The organism is Streptomyces sp. NPDC088915 (genome assembly GCF_044749825.1).
Taxonomy (GTDB): Bacteria; Actinomycetota; Actinomycetes; order Streptomycetales; family Streptomycetaceae; genus Streptomyces.
Map to the genome: position 1 here is coordinate 236,216 of NZ_JBIVIR010000007.1, position 16,848 is coordinate 253,063.

A 16,848-nucleotide genomic window follows, 5' to 3' on the forward strand; every position below is an offset into this window, starting at 1 on the left:
CCCGTCCCCGAGGGGAGCGCACCGTGTCCGACCCCGTCGTCCTCCTCGACGATCTGCGCGACGAGAGTGACGAACTCGACCGGCTCGTAAGCGAGTTGAGCAAGGAGCGGTGGGGGGCGCCGACCCCCGCCCCCGGTTGGACGATCGCCCACCAGATCGCCCACCTCGCCTGGACCGACCGGGCCGCCCTCCTCGCCGCCACCGACGCCGACGCCTTCGCCGCCGAGACGGAGAAGGCCCTCGCCGCCCCCGACCGCTTCGTCGACGAGGGCGCCGAGGAGGGGGCCGCGCTGCCGCCCGCCGAGCTGCTCGCCCGCTGGCGCGCGGACCGCGCACGCCTCCAGGAGGCCCTGCGCGCCGCCCCGCCCGGCGCCCGCTTCCCCTGGTACGGGCCGCCGATGAGCGCCTCCGCCCTGGCCACCGCCCGGCTGATGGAGACCTGGGCCCACGGCCGGGACGTCGCCGACGCCCTCGGGGTCGTCCGCCCGCCGACCGCCCGCCTCCGGCACGTCGCCTGGATCGGCCACCGCGCCCGCGACTACGCCTACTTCGTCCGGGGCGAGCAGCCCCCCGCCGAGCCCTTCCGCGTGGAACTCGTCTCGCCGAGTGGGGAGTTGTGGGCTTACGGGCCCGAGGGCGCCGCCCAGAAGGTCACCGGGCCCGCCCTCGACTTCTGCCTCCTCGTCACCCAGCGCGTCCACCGCGACGACACCGCCCTCGTCGCCCACGGCCCCGGCGCCGCGCACTGGCTGACCATCGCCCAGGCCTTCGCCGGTCCGGCCGGAGCGGGGCGCCCGGCGGGAGCGGGACGTCCGGCCGGAGCGGGACGCCCGGCCCGCACCGTGCCCGGGGAGGCCTAGTGGTCCTCCGCATCGGCAACGCCTCCGGCTTCTACGGCGACCGCTTCGACGCCGTCCGCGAGATGCTCACCGGCGCCGGGCCCGGCGGCGAGCTGCACGTCCTCACCGGCGACTACCTCGCCGAGCTGACCATGCTCATCCTCGGCCGCGACCAGCTCAAGGACCCGGCCGCCGGATACGCCAAGACCTTCCTGCGCCAGATGGAGGAGGGCCTCGGCCTCGCCCACGAGCGCGGGATCCGGATCGTCACCAATGCCGGCGGCCTCAACCCCGCCGGACTCGCCGACGCCCTGCGCGCCCTCGCCGCGAAGCTCGGCCTGCCCGTGCGGGTCGCGCACGTCGAGGGCGACCGCCTGCCCGCCCGGGACGGCGCCCTCGCCGCCAACGCCTATCTCGGCGGCGCCGGCATCGCCGCCTGCCTCGCCGCCGGCGCCGACGTCGTCGTCACCGGCCGCGTCACCGACGCCGCCCTGGTCACCGGGCCCGCGCAGTGGCACTTCGGCTGGGGCCCGCAGGAGTACGACCGGCTCGCGGGCGCGGTCGTCGCCGGGCACGTCCTGGAGTGCGGCACCCAGGCCACCGGCGGCAACTACGCCTTCTTCCGCGACCACGACCCGGCCCTCCTGCGCCGCCCCGGCTTCCCCGTCGCCGAGCTCCACGACGACGGCTCCTGCGTGATCACCAAGCACCCCGGCACCGGCGGCCTCGTCGACGTCGGCACGGTCACGGCCCAGTTGCTCTACGAGACGGCGGGCGCCCGGTACGCGGGACCCGACGCGACCGCCCGGCTCGACACCGTACGGCTCACCCAGGAGGCCCCCGACCGGGTCGGGATCGAGGGCGTCCGGGGCGAGGCCCCGCCGCCCACCCTCAAGGCCGGACTCAGCCGCCTCGGCGGCTTCCGCAACGAGGTCGTCTTCGTCCTCACCGGCCTCGACGTCGAGGCCAAGGCCGCGCTCGTACGGGACCAGATCGAGGACGCCTTCGCACGGAGCGGGTCCCGTCCGGCGGAGGTGCGGTGGGACCTCGTCCGCACCGACCGGGCCGACGCCGCCACCGAGGAGACCGCGAGCGCCCTGCTGCGGCTCGTCGTCCGCGACCCCGGCCCCGAGGCCGTCGGCCGCACCCTTACGGGCGCCGCCATCGAACTGGCCCTCGCCAGCTACCCCGGCTTCCACGTCACCGCCCCACCGGGCAAGGGTTCCCCCTATGGGGTCTTCGAGACGGTGTACGTGGACGCCGCCGAGGTCCCGCACACGGCCGTGCTCCCCGACGGGACCCGTCAGGGGATTCCCGTACCGCCCCACACCCGTGAGCTGGAACCCGTACCCGAGCCGGAGCTTCCGCCGCCGCCGGCGGCCGGCGGGCCCGTCCGCCGCGTCCCCCTCGGCCGGATCGCCGGGGCCCGCAGCGGCGACAAGGGCGGCGACGCCAACGTGGGCGTGTGGGTGCGCACGGAGGAGGAGTGGCGCTGGCTCGTCCACGCCCTCACCGTCGAGCGGTTCCGCGCGCTGCTGCCCGAGACGGCGGACCTGCCCGTCGTCCGGCACGTCCTGCCGAACCTGCGGGCCCTCAACTTCACCGTCGCCGGGATCCTCGGCGAGGGCGTCGCCTCCCAGGCCCGCTTCGACCCCCAGGCCAAGGCCCTCGGCGAGTGGCTGCGCTCGCGCGAGATCGACGTACCGGAGGGGCTGCTGTGACCCCCGCCCACCGCGCCGCCCGTCACGTGGTCCGCCACGCCCCCCGTCACGTCCCCCGAGAGGAATCCCCGTGACCGTCCTCGCCTCCGCCCTCGACACCGGCGGACCCGACTACGCCGACGCCCGCGCCGCCATGCTCGACAAGCTCGCCGCGCTCGACGCCGAGCACGCCAAGGCCCTCGCGGGCGGCGGCGAGAAGTACACGGCCCGGCACCGGAAGCGCGGCAAGATGCTCGCCCGGGAGCGGATCGAGCTGCTCGTCGACCCCGACAGCCCCTTCCTGGAGCTGTCGCCGCTCGCCGCCTGGGGCAGCGACTACACCGTAGGGGCCTCCCTGATCACCGGGATCGGGGTGATCGAGGGCGTCGAGTGCCTGATCACCGCCAACGACCCGACCGTGCGCGGCGGCGCCTCCAACCCGTGGACCCTGAAGAAGGCCCTGCGCGCCAACGAGATCGCGTACGCCAACCGGCTCCCCGTCGTCTCGCTCGTCGAGTCCGGCGGCGCCGACCTGCCCTCCCAGAAGGAGATCTTCATCCCGGGCGGGGCGCTCTTCCGCGACCTCACCCGGCTCTCCGCCGCCGGGATCCCCACGATCGCGGTCGTCTTCGGCAACTCGACGGCCGGCGGCGCGTACGTCCCCGGCATGTCCGACCACGCCGTGATGATCAAGGAGCGGTCGAAGGTGTTCCTCGGCGGGCCGCCGCTCGTGAAGATGGCGACGGGGGAGGAGAGCGACGACGAGTCGCTCGGCGGCGCCGAGATGCACGCCCGGACCTCCGGCCTCGCCGACCACTACGCGGTGGACGAGGCCGACGCGCTCCGCCAGGCCCGCCGGATCGTCGCCCGCCTCAACCACCGCAAGGCGCACCCGGATCCGGACCCGGCCTTCGTCGAGCCGCCCAAGTACGACGAGGAGGAACTCCTCGGGATCGTCCCCGGCGACCTGAAGACCCCCTTCGACCCGCGCGAGGTCATCGCCCGGATCGTCGACGGCTCGGACTTCGACGAGTTCAAGCCGCTGTACGGGCCGAGCCTGGTCACCGGCTGGGCGTCCCTGCACGGCTACCCGGTCGGCATCCTGGCCAACGCGCAGGGCGTCCTCTTCGGCCCCGAGTCGCAGAAGGCGGCCCAGTTCATCCAGCTCGCCAACCAGCGGGACGTCCCGCTCGTCTTCCTGCACAACACCACCGGCTACATGGTCGGCAAGGAGTACGAGCAGAGCGGCATCATCAAGCACGGCGCGATGATGATCAACGCCGTCTCGAACTCGAAGGTCCCGCACCTGTCGGTGTTGATGGGCGCGAGCTACGGCGCCGGGCACTACGGCATGTGCGGCCGGGCCTACGACCCCCGCTTCCTCTTCGCCTGGCCCAGCGCCAAGTCCGCCGTCATGGGCCCGCAGCAGCTCGCGGGCGTCCTGTCGATCGTGGCGCGGGCGTCCGCCGCCGCGAAGGGGCAGCCGTACGACGAAAAGGCTGCCGAGGCCGACGCCGGTCTGCGGGCGCTCGTCGAGGCGCAGATCGAGTCCGAGTCGCTGCCGATGTTCCTCTCCGGGCGGCTCTACGACGACGGGGTCGTCGACCCCCGCGACACCCGCACGGTCCTCGGGCTGTGCCTCTCCGCGATCCACACGGCACCGGTCGAGGGCGCGCGCGGCGGCTTCGGCGTCTTCCGAATGTGAGACCCCTGATGACCTCTTCGCACCCGACTCCGTTGATCACCTCCGTCCTCGTCGCGAACCGGGGCGAGATCGCCTGCCGCGTCTTCCGCACCTGCCGCGACCTGGGGATCTCCACCGTCGCCGTGTACTCCGACGCGGACGCCGACGCCCTGCACGTACGCGAGGCCGACGCGGCGGTACGGCTGCCGGGGGCCGCGCCCTCGGAGACGTACCTGCGCGGCGACCTGATCGTGAAGGCGGCCCTCGCGGCGGGCGCGGACGCCGTCCACCCCGGTTACGGCTTCCTCTCCGAGAACGCCGGCTTCGCCCGTGCGGTGATCGGTGCCGGGCTCGTCTGGATCGGCCCGCACCCGGCCGCGATCGAGGCCATGGCCTCGAAGACCCGTGCCAAGGAACTCCTCGGCATCGCGCCCCTGGACCCGGCCCGGGTCACGGAGGCCGACCTGCCCGTCCTGGTGAAGGCGGCGGCGGGCGGCGGCGGCCGGGGCATGCGGATCGTACGCGAACTGGGCGAGCTGGAAAGTGAGTTGGAGTCGGCGTCGGCGGAGGCGGCGAGCGCGTTCGGGGACGGCGAGGTCTTCGTCGAGCCGTACGTGGAGGACGGGCGCCACGTCGAGGTGCAGCTCCTCTGCGACGCCCACGGCACGGTCTGGGCGCTCGGCACCCGCGACTGCTCCCTCCAGCGCCGCCACCAGAAGGTGATCGAGGAGGCCCCGGCCCCCGGCCTGCCCGCCGCCCTGGAGGCCTCCCTCCTCGACACGGCCGTCCGCGCCGCCAAGGCCGTCGGCTACGTCGGCGCGGGCACGGTCGAGTTCCTCGTCGCGGACGGCCGCGCGCACTTCCTGGAGATGAACACCCGCCTCCAGGTCGAGCACCCCGTCACGGAGGAGGTCTACGGGGTCGACCTCGTCGCCCTCCAACTCGCCGTCGCCGAGGGCGGGAAGCTGCCGCCGGAGACCCCCGCCCCGCGCGGCCACGCGATCGAGGCCCGCCTGTACGCGGAGGACCCGGCCCGGGGCTGGGCCCCGCAGACGGGCACCCTGCACCTCTTCGACGTGCCGGGAGGGGTCCGGCTCGACACCGGTTACGCCTCCGGGGACGCGATCGGCGTCCACTACGACCCCATGATCGCCAAGTTCACCGTCCACGCCCCCACCCGCGACGGGGCCGTCCGCAAGCTCGCCCGCGCCCTGGAACGGGCCCGGATCCACGGCCCGGTCACCAACCGGGACCTGCTCGTGGCCTCCCTCCGCCACCCCGAGTACACGACCGTGGAGGCCCTCGACACCGGCTTCTACGACCGGAACCTGCCCGCCCTCACCACCGCCCCCGGGGGCGAGGGGCTCGCGGCCGTCGCCGCCGCCCTCGCCGCCGCGTCCGCCCGCCGGGGCCGCTTCGGCGGCGGCTGGCGGAACCTCCGCTCGCAGGACGAGACGCGGACGTACGGGACGTACGGAGGAACGGGCGGAGGGACGTCCGGAGGAACGGGCGGAGGGGCGTCCGGAGGGACGGGCGGGGACCACGAGGTCCGCTACCGGCCGACGCGGGACGGCGGGTACGAGGTCACCGCCCCGGAGGGCGTACGGGTCGTGGCGGCGGCCCCGGACCGGGTGAGCCTCGAAACGGCGGGAGTCGTACGGCACTTCGACGTGACGGCCTACGCGGACGGGACGGTCCACGTGGGAGGCCACCGCCTCGCCGCCCGCCCCCGCTTCACCGACCCCCGCGAGCAGACCGCGCCCGGCTCCCTGCTCGCCCCTATGCCCGGCACCGTCGTCCGGGTCGCGGACGGCCTCGCCGTCGGCGACCCGGTCACCGCCGGGCAGCCGCTGCTCTGGCTGGAGGCCATGAAGATGGAGCACCGCGTCACCGCTCCGGCCTCCGGCACGCTCACCGCGCTCCACGCCGCCCCCGGCCGCCAGGTCGAGGTCGGTGCCCTGCTCGCCGTCGTACAGACCGAAGAACGGCCCGAAGCGCAGTCCTGAGAACGGCCCGTCGCACCGCCCGACGCACAGGAGGAACCGTCCGCATGAGCACCATGATCGAGACCGAAGAGCTCACCGCGCTCCGCGCCGCCGTCTCCGCGCTCGGCCGCCGCCACGGCCCCGGCTTCGACCGGGCCGAGCTGTGGGCCGAGGCCGGGAAGCTCGGCTACCTGGGCGTGAACCTGCCCGAGGAGTACGGCGGCGGGGGCGGCGGCATGGCCGAGCTGTCCGTCGTCCTGGAGGAGGCGGGCGCGGCGGGCGCGCCGCTCCTGATGATGGTCGTGTCGCCCGCGATCTGCGGCACGGTCATCTCCCGCTTCGGCACGGAGGAGCAGAAGCGGGCCTGGCTGCCGGGGCTCGCGGACGGCACGAGGACGATGGCGTTCGGGATCACCGAGCCCGACGCCGGGTCGAACTCGCACCGCATCACGACCACCGCGACCCGCACCGGGGAGGGCTGGGTCCTCAACGGCCGGAAGGTCTTCGTCTCGGGAGTGGACATCGCGGACGCGACCCTGATCGTGGGCCGCACGTCGGACGCCCGCACGGGGAAGCTCAAGCCCTGCCTCTTCATCGTCCCGCGCGACGCCCCCGGCTTCGGGCGGCGCCACATCGAGATGGAACTCGACGCGGACGAGAAGCAGTTCGAGCTGACCCTCGACGACGTGCGCCTGCCGGAGGACGCGCTCGTGGGCGACGAGGACGCGGGCCTCCTCCAGCTCTTCGCGGGGCTCAACCCGGAGCGGATCATGACGGCCGCGTTCGCGATCGGCATGGGCCGGTACGCGCTCGCGCAGGCCGTGACGTACGCGAAGGAGCGCCAGGTCTGGAAGACCCCGATCGGCGCCCACCAGGCCGTCGCCCACCCCCTGGCCCAGGCGCACATCGAACTGGAGCTGGCCCGCCTGATGATGGCGAAGGCGGCGCAGCTCTACGACGCGGGCGACGACTTCGGTGCGGGCGAGGCCGCCAACATGGCCAAGTACGCCGCCGCCGAGGCCTGCGTGAAGGCCGTCGACCAGGCCGTCCACACCCTCGGCGGCAACGGCCTCACCAAGGAGTTCGGCCTCGCCCGCCTGATCACGGCGGCCCGCGTGGCCCGCATCGCCCCCGTCAGCCGCGAGATGATCCTCAACTACGTCTCCCACCAGACGCTGGGGCTGCCGAAGTCGTACTGACGGGCCCGAGACCGACGGGCCCGAGACCGACGGACACGAGACCGACGGACACGAGACCGACGGGCCCTGAGCCGAGGGGTGCGCAACCGGCGGATCGTTCCCTCCGTCCGAACAGGCGACGGAGGGAACGGACATGGTCGTGTGGCTCGGGCTGGTCTTCATGCTGCTCGTGTGGATCGTCGTGGGAACGATGGTCCTCACGTGGTGGAGGTACCGCCCCGCACCGGTGCACGGGCGACTGCTGAAGGCGGGAGCCGGTGCGATCGCCGTGGGCTACGCCCACGCGCTGGCCTACGGGGTGGCGCTGGTGCGACCGAGGTCGGTGTGCGGCCGGCGCACGCTGGACGACGACTTCCCGCTCACGCACGTCGACGTCGGCCTGTTCCCGCCGCAGGTGGCGTGTCACTGGACGGACTCGAGCGCGTACGGCCCCACGCACCCCACCGCCGCCGGCGGATGGCTGATCTGGCTCGGGGCGGTGCTGGTCACCGCCGGCGCCGCCGCGCGGGCCGTCGCCCGCCCCTCGCGCACGCCGCGGTGGGCCAGGGCGGGCGCGGTCCTCGCACCCGCGGCGGCCGGTGCGATCTGGATCGCCCGGGTCGGACACTTCATGGAGCTGTCCGGCCCGGACCTCCGCAACGCGTGCTTCACCTGGCAGGTGCGACACCTCCACACCGCGCCCGGAGGCGACATCGTGCGGGTCGACCGCGGCGTCCTTCCCCCCGCCGTCGACTGCGTCTTCACCGACGGCACCGCGAGTCTCGTCCTTCCCGAAGTGACCGGCCTGTGGTGCGCCCTGGCCGTGTTCCTGGTCAGTTGCGCCGCACTCGCGCGCGGTGTGGTGTCCGCCGGGCCCGCCGCCCGTTGAGCGCCGGCCCGGGCCCCGCGGAGGCGGCGTAACGGTTTCCGTGATCCGGGAGTCCGGACGTGAACGGCCTGTGTACGATCTCGTCACTTCGCACACAGGTCGTTCACGCCTGTGGTTCATGCCCGCCGGGGGAGACGTCCGTGTACACACCGCCGCAGTCCTACCCGTACGCCCCTCCGCCTCCGCCCCCGCGCCTCCGGCGCTGGTGGCAGCACCCCGCCCTGGTCGTCACCCTGCTGGTGGTCTTCCCGCCCGCCGGCATCGCCCTGGCCTGGACGAGCCTCTGGAACCGGTCGCAGAAGGTCCTGGCGACCGTCCTCTCGGGCCTGTGGTTCCTGCTGCCGTTCGTCACCCCGGACCCGCCGGAGGAGGACGCGAAGGCGGAGCGGCCGGCGGCCACGGCCACCGCGTCCCCGAGCCCCACCCCGACCCCGACCCCGACGCCGACCCCGACGGAGGCCGAGGAGCCCCCGGTGATGCCCTCGCTCGTCGGCGGCGACTACGCGGCCGCCGAGCAGATCCTCACCGCCAACCAGGGCCGGGCCCACGCCGCCTACGAGGACGTCGACCTCCCCGCCGAGTACGGCACGTGGCGGGTCTGCTTCCAGCGCCCGGACGCCGGCGCGCCGGTCACGTCCGCGGTGCCGGTGGTGTACCTGACGGAGCCGGGCGTCCCGTGCCCGAAGTCGCCGAACACGGTCCTCCACAAGCCGACCCCGAAGCCGACCCCGCCCCCGGCCCCGAGGCCCCGGCCCGCCACCCAGCCGCCGACCACGGCCCCGGAGCCCGAGCCGGAGCCGGAGCCCACGCAGGACACCGCCGACGAGAACGTCTCCTACGCCAACTGCACGGCCGTCCGCGCGGCCGGAGCCGCGCCCATCCACCGCGGCGACCCCGGCTACGCCCCCCACCTCGACCGCGACGGCGACGGCGTGGGCTGCGAGAACTGACCCCTGTCGATTCAGGTGAGGTGCCGCCGGAAGAACGCGGCGGCCTCCCCGCCGACCCGGAAGCGGACGTCCGGGTCGGCGGGCTCCGGGGCGAAGAAGTCGTCGTGGCGGACGTCGGGACCGGCCGAGCGCCCGCTCGCCGTGGGGATGTGTTCCAGGTACGGCCGGGTGTCGGCCTCGTACGGGGTGACGGTGTCCGCCCCGCCCCAGCGGATGTCCACGGGCACCCGCACGGCCGCCAGGCTCTCCGGGGTCACGAGCCCGCCGACCCCGGGGGCCACCTGGAAGACCGCCCGCACGCGGGGGTCGGAGAGGTCCGCCCCGGCGGCGTCCAGCGCCCGCCGCGAGGCCTCGTCCGGCGGGTGCTTCACCCGCAGCGCCTCCAGCACGCCGGGGAACTCGGGGATCTCCGGCAGCGGAACCCCACCCGTCAGCACCGCCCACAGGATCCCCGGGTCGACCCGGACCCCGGCGAGGGCCGCCGCCGTGTAGCCGCCGAGGGAGAAGCCCGCCGCGCCCACCGGCCCCAGGGGCCGTTCGCGGGCGAGCGCGTCGAGCACGAAGCTCACGTCCCGGGGCCGCTCCCACACGTGCAGGAAGCCCTCCGGCTCGTACCCGTCGACGTGGCTGTTGCCGTGGTGGTCGAGCGCCACGACCCGGAACCCCGCCCCGCGCAACGGCCCCGCCAGCCACTCCATGTCACCCCCGGAACCCCCGGTCCCGTGCGACACGACGACCAGCGGGACGGGACCGTCCGGCGGCGCGGAGGCGGCTCCCGGCCGATCCGGCTCCCACAGGTAGACCCGCACGGGCCGCGGCCGCCCCGGATCCCGCAGGTCCCGCCGGGACTCGTCGTACAGGACGCGTATCAGGGGACATTGCCGCCGGGGGGTCGCCATGGCGGCATCGTAGAGAGGCCACGGCCCCGCCCGGCCGCCGGCGGCGGCGACGAACCGGGAGCGGCGGGAGGGCGCGGGGGCGCCGGTTGTGCACCGACGGGCCAACGCCGGTGCACTGAGGGGCAGATGTCCCCGTCCGGGTCCTCCTAGCGTGACGGCGGCGGCCTTCCGGAACGGCGGCCGCGTTCCACGGCGCCCACGGGCTCCGCACCGACACCCCACGTCCCGCAGGAGGACCTCCGTCATGACCATTCCCACCGTCGTCCTCGTCCACGGCGCCTTCGCCGACGCCGCCAGTTGGTCCGGCGTGATCGCCGCGCTCCAGGCGGAGGGCGTTCCGGTGATCGCCCCGCCCAACGAGCTGCGCGGTCTCGCCGCCGACGCCGCCCACGTCTCCTCGGTGGTCTCCCAGATCGACGGTCCCGTCGTTCTCGTCGGCCACTCCTACGGCGGCGCCCTGATCACCGTCGCGGGGGCGGCCGAGAACGTCGTCGGCCTGGTCTACGTGGCCGCCTACGTGCTGGAGAAGGGCGAGAGCCTGGGCGAACTCCAGGGCCGCTTCGCCGACTCCCCGCTGGTCGCCAACCTGAAGCAGTGGACGTACCCGACCCCGGACGGCGGCACGGCCGCCGAGGTCACCATCGCCGAGGAGGCGTTCCCGGAGGTCTTCGCCGCCGATGTCCCCGCGGAGGTCACGAAGGTCCTCGCGGTGGCCCAGCGCCCGCTGACCGCGGCGGCCTTCGCCGAGGCGGCGGAGGTCGCCGCGTGGCACACCACGCCGGCCTGGGCGCTGGTGGCGGGCGCGGACCGGGCGATCAACCCGGAGGTGCAGCGCTTCGGCGCCGAGCGCGCCGGAGCGACGGTGGTGGAGGCCGAGGGCGCCTCGCACGCCGTCGCCGTCTCCCGGCCCGGGGCGGTCGCCGAGCTGATCCTCCGGGCGGTCCGGGCCACGAGCTGATCCGCGGGCCGGGCGGGCCGTGAGCCGTCCTACGGGTCGGGTGGGGCCACGAGCCGTCCCGCGAGCCGACCTGTAGGCCGGTCCGGTTCACGAGCCGTCCCGCCCGGCCCCCCGTCTGTGGCCACCCCCGCCCCCGCCCCGCCCCGCCCGGCCCCCCCGTCTGTGGCCACCCCCGCCCCGCCCCCACCCTCGCTCCCGCCCCCCACCCTTGTCCCCGCCCGCGTCACGCCCCTCCCGCCACCAACTGAATGACCCTCACGGAAGCCGCGCTTCGCTCAGTAGACTTCCGATGATCACACCGGAGACGGGCGGCGGTCGGGGGGAGCACCGTGGAGGCCGAGGGGGAGCGCGCGACCTTCGGGGCCCTGCTGCGCACACTGCGCCAGGCGCGTTCGCTGACGCTGGAGGGCCTGGCCGAGGCGTCGGGGGTGAGCGTGCGCGGCATCGGCGACCTGGAGCGGGGCCGGCGTGCGGCGCCCCACCGGCGGACGGTGGCGGCACTCGCGGACGGTCTGGGGCTCTCCGGCGAGGACCGGCGGGAACTGATCGACGCGGCCGGAACCCGGAGCGGCCCCCGGACCTACAGCGCCGCCGGGGTGCGGTCCCTGCCCCGCGGTGCGGACGACTTCGTGGGCCGGGAGGAGGAACTCGCCCGCCTGGCCCGGCTGACCGAGCCGGACGACGCCCGCGAGGGCGTGCCGGTCGTGGCGGTCCTGAGCGGTCCGCCCGGAGCGGGCAAGACCACCCTCGCCCTGCACGCCGCCCGCCGGTTCCACGACCGCTTCCCCGACGGCCCGTTGGTGGTCGACCTGCGCGGGGTCGACGAACGGCCGCCCACCGCCGCCGAGTCGATGCTCGGCGTCCTCAAGACCCTGGGGGTGCCCGACCGCGACCTCGTCCGGGCCGGCCCGCAGGGCCACCCCGCGCTCTACCGGCAGGTCCTCGCCGACCGCAGGTGCCTGCTCGTCCTCGACAACGCCCGCGACGAGGCCCAGGTGCGCCCGCTGCTGCCCGGAAGCGGTACGACGACGGCGCTGGTCACCAGTCGCCGCATGCTCACCGGCCTCGACAACGTGCACCGGCTGCGGATCGGCGAACTCGACGGCCGCGACTCGACCGCGTTCCTGGCCGGTCTGGTGGGCGCCGAGCGCGCGGCGGCCGACCCCGGGGCCCTGGCGGACGTGGCCGCGCTCTGCGGCCACCTCCCCCTGGCCCTGCGCGTGGCCGGCAACTGGATGGCCGCCCGCACCGGCTGGTCGACGCGCCGCCTCGCCGACCGGCTCGCCCGGGAGGAACGCCGACTGGACGCGCTCGCGGCCGGCGACGTCCGCGTGGCCGCCGCCTTCGACCTCTCGTACCGTCGGCTCACGCCCGCCACCGCCCGCATGTTCCGCCGGCTGGCCCTGGTCCCCGGCGCGGACACCGGGGTGGCGGGCGCCGCCCGCACCACCGGGCAGGGGCTGTTCGACGCCGAGGACGCCCTGGAGGAACTGGTCGAGGCCGGGCTCCTCGGCGCCGTGGGGGACCGCTACCGGCTGCACGACCTGCTGCGCCTGTACGCCCGCGCCCGCCTGGCCGAGGAGGAGGGCGCCGAGGACGTCGACGCGGCGCGGAACGCCCTCTACCGGTGGCTCCTGGAGACGGCGGTGGTCGCGGGCCGCTGGTACGAGCCCGACCACGGCGGCCCGTCCCCCGACTGGCGGGGCGCGGTGGACCTCTCCGACGCGGAGAAGGCGCGCGAGTGGCTCCAGACCGAGGGCGACAACTGGCTGGCCGCCTTCCGCGCCGCCGCGACGGCCGGTGACCACGCCGTGGTGGTCGAGGTGGCCGAGGCGCTCCACTGGTTCTCCGACCAGTGGATCTTCTGGGGCCACTGGCCCGAGGTCTTCAGCACCGCGGCGAACTCCGCCCGGCTCCTGGGCGACCCGCTGGTGGAGGCCACCCAGCTCAACTACCGGGCCTGGGCGGTCATGATGTGCGAGGGTCGGCCGCGCGACACGCTCGCCCTCTGCGACGAGGCCCTCGCCGCCGCGCTGCGCGCCGACGCCCCGGCCCAGCAGGCCTGGGCCCACCAGTACCGGGCGATGGCCTTCTACTACCTCGGCGAGATCGACCGGATCCACGAGCCGACCGGCCGGGCCGTCGAGATCTTCGAGTCCGTCGGAGACGTGCACGGCCTGCTCCAGGCCCTGCACGGCCGCGCCAGCAACCTGAGGAGCGCCGGCCGGACGGACGAGGCGATCGTCGCCTACCACGAGACGCTGGCGTGGCTGGACGAGCACGACGGCCGGATCGAACCGCACATAGCCGCCTTCGCGCGCCACGGCCTGCACAACGGTCTGGGGCGGTGCCACAGCGGCCGGGAGCAGTGGCGGGAGGCGATCCGTCACCACCGGATCGCGGTCGACCTCTCCCGTGCCAGCGGCAACACCGCCCTGCTGAGCCGCCGCCTCACCTTCCTGGCCGATGCCCTGCACGGGGCCGGCCGCGCGGCGGAGGCGCGGGACGTCCTCCGCGACTGCCTCTCCCTCGGCCCCGACGCCGACCCCGAACGCGTCGCGTACGCCCGCGACCGGCTCGCCCGCACCCCGGCACCGGGCCCGGGGGAACCGGGGACCTGACGCCCCGCCCCGAATCATGCATGCACGCTTGATTGTTCTACGGGCTGCTGCCAAGGTCTCCCCAAGCCGCAGCGGCAGCGGCGATCCCGGCGCTCACCTTCCACCTCTCCAGGAGGTCAACCATGGTGTTCCACAGCGCGTACGAGGACGTGACGACCGTCTCCCTCCCCATCCACGACGCGGTCCTCGGCCGCGCCGCCGAGTACGGCGACACCCCGGCCCTCGTCGACGGCTCCGGCGCGGAGGGGGCGCTCACCCTCACGTACGCCCAGGTCGACGCCTTCCACCGGCTCGTCGCCGCCGGGCTCGCCGAGGCCGGGGTCCGCAAGGGGGACGTGCTCGCCCTGCACAGCCCCAACACCGTGCTCTTCCCCGTCGCCTTCTACGCCGCCACCCGCGCCGGAGCCGCCGTCACCACCGTCCACCCGCTCGCCACCCCCGAGGAGTTCGCCAAGCAGCTCCGCGACTCCTCCACCCGCTGGATCGTCACCGTCTCGCCCCTGCTCCCCACCGCCCGCGCCGCCGCCGAACTCGCGGGCGGGATCCAGGAGATCCTCCTCTGCGACCAGCCCCCGGCGGGCGAGGCGGTCCGCTCGCTCCAGGCCTTCCTCGGCTCCACCGGACCCGTCCCCGACATCGAGGTCGACCCCGACGAGGACGTCGCCGCCCTCCCGTATTCGTCCGGCACGACCGGGGTACCCAAGGGGGTGATGCTGACGCACACCTCGATCGCGACCAACCTGGCCCAACTGGAGCCGTTCATCCCCATGGGGCCGGGCGACCGCATCCTCGCCGTGCTCCCGTTCTTCCACATCTACGGGCTCACCGCCCTCATGAACGCGCCCCTGCGCCAGGGCGCCACCGTCGTCGTCCAGCCCCGCTTCGAGCTCGACGCCTTCCTGCGCGCCATCCAGGAGCACCGCGTCAACGGCCTGTACGTGGCCCCGCCGATCGTCCTCGCCCTCGCCAAGCACCCGGCCGTCGCCCACTACGACCTGTCCTCCCTGGAGTACGTCGTCAGCGCCGCCGCCCCGCTCGACGCCGCCCTCGCCGAGGCCTGTTCGAAGCGGCTCGGGCTCCCGCCGGTCCGGCAGGCGTACGGCATGACCGAGCTGTCCCCGGGCACCCACGTCGTCCCCCTCGACGCCGAGACGCCCCCGCCCGGCACCGTCGGCCGGCTCCTGCCCTCCACCGAGATGCGGATCCTCTCCCTCGACGACCCCGCGAAGGACGCCGCCCCCGGCGAGGAGGGCGAGATCGCCATCCGGGGCCCCCAGGTCATGAAGGGCTACCTCGGCCGCCCCGACGCCACCGCCGCCATGATCGACGCCGAAGGATGGGTCCACACCGGCGACGTCGGACGCGTCGACGAGGACGGCTGGCTCTTCGTCGTCGACCGCGTCAAGGAACTCATCAAGTACAAGGGCTACCAGGTCGCCCCCGCCGAACTGGAGGCGCTGCTCCTCACCCACGAGGGCATCGCCGACGCCGCCGTCATCGGCGTCACCGACGACGACGGCACCGAGATCCCCAAGGCCTTCGTCGTCCGCCAGCCCTCCGCGCCCGGCCTCACCGCCGAGGAGGTCGTCGCGCACGTCGCCGCGCGCGTCTCCCCGTACAAGAAGGTCCGCGCCGTGGAGTTCGTCGACACCGTCCCCCGGGCCGCGTCCGGGAAGATCCTCCGAAGGGAACTGAGGCAGCGCTCATGACCGCACTCGTCACCACGTCCGAGGAACGGGGCGTCACCACCCTCACGCTGAACTCCCCCGCCACCCGCAACGCCCTCTCCGCCCCCCTCGTCACCGAACTCGCCGACGCGCTCACCGCGTGCGGCAAGGACCCGGGCGTACGGGCCGTGCTCCTCGACCACGCCGGCACCACCTTCAGCGCGGGCGCCGACCTGAAGGCGCCCCCCAGCCCGTACGCCTTCGTGGCCCTGCTCCGGCAGATCGTCGAGCTGCCGAAGCCCGTCGTCGCCCGGGTCACCGGCCACGCGCGCGCGGGCGGCCTCGGCCTGCTCGGCGCGTGCGACCTGGTGGTGGCGGGGGAGGGGGCGGACTTCGCCCTCACGGAGGTGCGGATCGGGGTCGCGCCCTCCGTCATCTCCCTCACCCTCCTGCCGCGCCTCGAACCGCGCGCGGCGGCCCGCTACTACCTGACGGGCGAGCGCTTCGGCGTCCCGGAGGCCCTCGCCATGGGCCTGGTCACGGCCGGGGACGACGCCCTCGACGGCATCCTCGACGCCCTGCGCGCCGCGTCCCCGCAGGGCCTGCGGGAATCGAAACGGCTGGTCACCGCTAAAGTCCTGGAGACCTTCGAACGCGACGCGGAGGACCTGGTGCAGAGGTCGGCCACGCTCTTCGCCTCCGCCGAGGCGCGCGAAGGGATGACGGCCTTCCTCGAACGACGGGACCCCGCATGGCGGCTGTGACCGCACCCAAGCAGGACCGGAGCCGCGCCACCCGGCAGCGGCTCCTGGAGGCCGCCGTGTCCTGCCTGGCCGAACACGGCTGGGCGGGCTCGACGGTCTCCGCGGTGGCGGAACGGGCCGGCGTCTCCCGGGGCGCCGCCCAGCACCACTTCCCCACCCGCGAGGACCTCTTCACGGCCGCCGTCGAGTACGTCGCCGAGGAGCGCTCCCAGGCGCTGCGGGCCCTGCCCTCCGACGACCGCGCGGCGGCCGTCGCCGCCCTCGTCGACCTCTACACCGGCCCCCTCTTCCGGGCCGCCCTCCACCTCTGGGTCGCCGCCACCGGCGAGGACCAGCTCCGCGCCCGCGTCACCGAGCTGGAGGCCCGCGTCGGCCGCGAGTCCCACCGCATCGCCGTCGAGGTCCTCGGCGCCGACGAGTCCCGCCCCGGCGTCCGCGAGACCGTCCAGGGCCTCCTCGACATGGCCCGCGGCCTCGGCCTCGCCACCCTCCTCACCGACGACCGCGCCCGCCGCGAACGGGTGGTGTCCCAGTGGGCACGGCTGGTGAACGAGGCGCTGGCGTAGGGCCTGTCCGGGGCCGGAGCGGGAGTACGCCCCGACCGGGAAGAGCCCCCGGTCCGCAACGGGAGGACCGTCCCGTTCCGTGACCCGCGCCACATCCCTCCCGGCCCCCTCGCAGTACCCTGTTCGCATGCCCCCGCTCGTACGCCGT

Annotated in this window: 13 protein-coding genes; 12 read left to right on the plus strand and 1 reads right to left on the minus strand. The window is 75.0% G+C overall.

The genetic code is table 11. The annotated features are described in order from the left end of the window. Positions 1 to 23 precede the first annotated feature (23 nt). The 7 genes from ACIP5O_RS15605 to ACIP5O_RS15635 all read left to right on the plus strand — a co-directional run bounded on the left by ACIP5O_RS15605 (position 24) and on the right by ACIP5O_RS15635 (position 9,225). Entirely contained in the window at positions 24 to 860 is an 837-nt protein-coding gene (locus ACIP5O_RS15605; RefSeq protein ID WP_401293274.1) for a TIGR03084 family metal-binding protein, read from the plus strand. Further along, positions 860 to 2,560: an acyclic terpene utilization AtuA family protein gene (locus ACIP5O_RS15610; protein ID WP_401293277.1), complete on the plus strand. Its 1,701-nt coding sequence runs from the start codon at positions 860 to 862 to the stop codon at positions 2,558 to 2,560. Before ACIP5O_RS15605 ends, ACIP5O_RS15610 begins: the two co-directional genes overlap by 1 nt. 70 nt (positions 2,561 to 2,630) lie before the next feature. Further along, positions 2,631 to 4,244 (plus strand): acyl-CoA carboxylase subunit beta, encoded by a 1,614-nt coding sequence (locus ACIP5O_RS15615; protein ID WP_401293280.1) that lies wholly within the window; start codon positions 2,631 to 2,633, stop codon positions 4,242 to 4,244. 32 nt (positions 4,245 to 4,276) lie between these two features. Beyond that, positions 4,277 to 6,229 carry an acetyl/propionyl/methylcrotonyl-CoA carboxylase subunit alpha gene (locus ACIP5O_RS15620; RefSeq protein WP_401293525.1) on the plus strand — a complete coding sequence of 651 codons (1,953 nt, stop codon included), beginning with the start codon at positions 4,277 to 4,279 and terminating at the stop codon, positions 6,227 to 6,229. Between the two features lie 44 nt (positions 6,230 to 6,273). Beyond that, a complete protein-coding gene (locus ACIP5O_RS15625; protein ID WP_356543262.1) occupies positions 6,274 to 7,407 on the plus strand; it encodes an acyl-CoA dehydrogenase in 1,134 nt (377 codons plus the stop codon). A gap of 133 nt (positions 7,408 to 7,540) precedes the next feature. After that, a complete protein-coding gene (locus ACIP5O_RS15630) occupies positions 7,541 to 8,275 on the plus strand; it encodes a hypothetical protein (RefSeq protein WP_401293283.1) in 735 nt (244 codons plus the stop codon). A gap of 140 nt (positions 8,276 to 8,415) precedes the next feature. Further along, positions 8,416 to 9,225 (plus strand): excalibur calcium-binding domain-containing protein, encoded by an 810-nt coding sequence (locus ACIP5O_RS15635; protein ID WP_401293285.1) that lies wholly within the window; start codon positions 8,416 to 8,418, stop codon positions 9,223 to 9,225. 11 nt (positions 9,226 to 9,236) lie between these two features. On the opposite strand, the gene ACIP5O_RS15640 is transcribed toward ACIP5O_RS15635, so the two are convergent. After that, a complete protein-coding gene (locus ACIP5O_RS15640; protein WP_401293287.1) occupies positions 9,237 to 10,124 on the minus strand; it encodes an alpha/beta hydrolase family protein in 888 nt (295 codons plus the stop codon). A 244-nt stretch (positions 10,125 to 10,368) separates the two neighbouring features. Here ACIP5O_RS15640 and ACIP5O_RS15645 point away from each other — a divergent pair, with 244 nt between their 5' ends. The 5 genes from ACIP5O_RS15645 to ACIP5O_RS15665 all read left to right on the plus strand — a co-directional run bounded on the left by ACIP5O_RS15645 (position 10,369) and on the right by ACIP5O_RS15665 (position 16,700). Then, positions 10,369 to 11,082 (plus strand): alpha/beta fold hydrolase, encoded by a 714-nt coding sequence (locus tag ACIP5O_RS15645; protein ID WP_401293290.1) that lies wholly within the window; start codon positions 10,369 to 10,371, stop codon positions 11,080 to 11,082. Positions 11,083 to 11,411: 329 nt separating this feature from the next. Beyond that, positions 11,412 to 13,703, plus strand: a complete 2,292-nt coding sequence (locus ACIP5O_RS15650; RefSeq protein ID WP_401293292.1) for an ATP-binding protein — start codon at positions 11,412 to 11,414, stop codon at positions 13,701 to 13,703. A gap of 122 nt (positions 13,704 to 13,825) precedes the next feature. Next, positions 13,826 to 15,412 (plus strand): 4-coumarate--CoA ligase family protein, encoded by a 1,587-nt coding sequence (locus ACIP5O_RS15655; protein WP_401293294.1) that lies wholly within the window; start codon positions 13,826 to 13,828, stop codon positions 15,410 to 15,412. Next, positions 15,409 to 16,134, plus strand: coding sequence for an enoyl-CoA hydratase family protein (locus ACIP5O_RS15660; protein WP_356543271.1), 726 nt, complete (start codon positions 15,409 to 15,411; stop codon positions 16,132 to 16,134). Before ACIP5O_RS15655 ends, ACIP5O_RS15660 begins: the two co-directional genes overlap by 4 nt. Then, positions 16,122 to 16,700, plus strand: coding sequence for a TetR/AcrR family transcriptional regulator (locus ACIP5O_RS15665; RefSeq protein ID WP_401293297.1), 579 nt, complete (start codon positions 16,122 to 16,124; stop codon positions 16,698 to 16,700). Before ACIP5O_RS15660 ends, ACIP5O_RS15665 begins: the two co-directional genes overlap by 13 nt. The last annotated feature ends 148 nt before the right edge of the window (positions 16,701 to 16,848 follow it).

What these genes read in the sequence shown, in the direction of transcription:
- ACIP5O_RS15665 (WP_401293297.1), top strand. Translation starts at nt 16,122, where the DNA reads ATGGCGGCTGTGACCGCACCCAAGCAGGACCGGAGCCGCGCCACCCGG.
- ACIP5O_RS15645 (WP_401293290.1), top strand. Translation starts at nt 10,369, where the DNA reads ATGACCATTCCCACCGTCGTCCTCGTCCACGGCGCCTTCGCCGACGCC.
- ACIP5O_RS15660 (WP_356543271.1), top strand. Translation starts at nt 15,409, where the DNA reads ATGACCGCACTCGTCACCACGTCCGAGGAACGGGGCGTCACCACCCTC.
- ACIP5O_RS15625 (WP_356543262.1), top strand. Translation starts at nt 6,274, where the DNA reads ATGAGCACCATGATCGAGACCGAAGAGCTCACCGCGCTCCGCGCCGCC.
- ACIP5O_RS15630 (WP_401293283.1), top strand. Translation starts at nt 7,541, where the DNA reads ATGGTCGTGTGGCTCGGGCTGGTCTTCATGCTGCTCGTGTGGATCGTC.
- ACIP5O_RS15640 (WP_401293287.1), bottom strand. Translation starts at nt 10,124, where the DNA reads ATGGCGACCCCCCGGCGGCAATGTCCCCTGATACGCGTCCTGTACGAC.
- ACIP5O_RS15655 (WP_401293294.1), top strand. Translation starts at nt 13,826, where the DNA reads ATGGTGTTCCACAGCGCGTACGAGGACGTGACGACCGTCTCCCTCCCC.